Source organism: Mycobacterium sp., assembly GCF_049802695.1.
GTDB lineage: Bacteria > Actinomycetota > Actinomycetes > Mycobacteriales > Mycobacteriaceae > Mycobacterium.
In genome coordinates this window covers 1-1,614 of sequence record NZ_JBARMY010000505.1, presented here as the reverse complement: position 1 = coordinate 1,614, position 1,614 = coordinate 1, and the positions used below count along the sequence as shown (strand labels likewise).

The following is a 1,614-nucleotide window of genomic DNA, read 5'->3' as shown; positions in this document are numbered from 1 at the left end:
GCCGCCGCCAGGTGCGCGGGCCCGGTATTTGGCGCCACGACGGCGCGCGCGCCGGCGAATACTGAGCCGAGTTCGGCCAGGGTGGTTTGTCCGCCCAGATCCACCGCGACCTCCGCGGCAACCTGGGCAGTCAGTTCGCGATCGGCGGCTGTGCCGGTAACCACGACACGGTGGCCGGCCGCCGCCAGCGCGCGGACCAATTCCGCGCTCTTGGCCGCCGAAGGCTGACGGGCCGGCACCGCCGCCGCAGGGTGGTACACCACGTAGTCGCGGGCGCTCGATACGGCGCGCAGCGCCGCGTTCAGTTGCGGCAGGCGGTTCACTCGCAACCGCCCGTCGTCGCCGGCGGGTAACCGGCATCCCGCGGCTTCAGCCAGGGACAGCGCCCGCAGGGGTTCGGGAATGTCGTCGGGGACGTGATGACGCAGATCGAGCAACGTGCCCGGATAGTCTTCGCAGATAGCACCGATCCACCGCACCCCCGCCATCCGGCAGATCAAAGCCAACGGCAGCGGCGACTGATGGAACGACGTGAAGATCAACATCGAGTCGGGCTGCTCTGCGACGATCGCATTCACCAGCGATGCAACGCCGTCAGCGGTAACCGCGGGCGCGTCGAAATCGACCCAGGCCGCCGCCCACTCCAACACCCGGTCGACACCGGGCAGCAGCCGCGCCGCCGCACTGCCGCGGGGTCCGGCCAAAAACACCACGCGGTCGTGGCGTGCGGCCACCGCGCGCACCGCCGGACCGGTAGTGAGCACGTCGCCCAGACTGTCCAGCCTGGCAACCATCGCCGTCGTCATGAGAGCCGCTCTTCATTGCGTCGCTCTACATCGTCACCGGCGGCTGTCATATGCGCCGCTCCTCCTCATCACTTCGCTCTGCATCGTCGCTGACGGCTGTCATCGAAAAGCCTTCAGCACCAACGACACCGCGTCGTCGAGTGAACCCGCCACCTGCGCGTCGGCGTGCGCGGCGCTGATCTCAGCAGCCAGGGTTCTGCCGGTTGGCACCAGGATCGCCGCAGCCTCCGCGGCGTGCGCGGCGGCCACATCACCGCCGGTATCGCCGATCATCACGCAGCGCCGCGTGTCCACGCCCAAGGCGTCAGCCGCTGCGATCACCATGCCGGGCGCGGGTTTTCGGCATGGGCAGCCGCTGTCGTGCACGCAGACCTGCCAGCAGTCGAACGGTCCGAGCAACTCCTCAACCCGCAAGTTGACCGCGTCCAGTTGTTCCGGGCTGATCAGGCCTTTGGCCACCCCGGACTGGTTGGTCACCACAGCCAGCAGCAGGCCGTGCTTCCGCAACCGACCCAGTGCACGTTGCGCGGTCGGCATCGGGACCACGCCTGCCGGGTCGTTGAGATACGGCCCGTCTTCGATCAGGGTGTCATCGCGATCCAGTAGCACCGCCAGCGGCGGTTCGGCGGGGGCGGCGCAGAAAAGCCAGCTACCCCAGAGCCGTTGCGCCACCGCCACCGGCGGAATGAGCACGCTGGACAGCGCCATGGCGATCACCTCGCGCGCGGTGCCCGGGCCTGCGGCGATGCGGCGCAGTGTGAAGTCGACCGTCAGCGCCAGCCAGGACAGCGCTGCGACGATCCCGGCT

2 protein-coding genes are annotated in these 1,614 nt (G+C 69.2%); both read right to left on the bottom strand.

The genetic code is table 11. From position 1 onward, the window contains the following. Positions 1 to 806 (bottom strand): glycosyltransferase family 9 protein (locus WA317_RS19910; RefSeq protein WP_425174671.1); only part of this gene is annotated, 806 nt, incomplete at its 3' end. A 99-nt stretch (positions 807 to 905) separates the two neighbouring features. Beyond that, positions 906 to 1,614: D-glycero-alpha-D-manno-heptose-1,7-bisphosphate 7-phosphatase (locus tag WA317_RS19905; RefSeq protein ID WP_425174670.1), on the bottom strand; the 709-nt coding region annotated here is incomplete at its 5' end.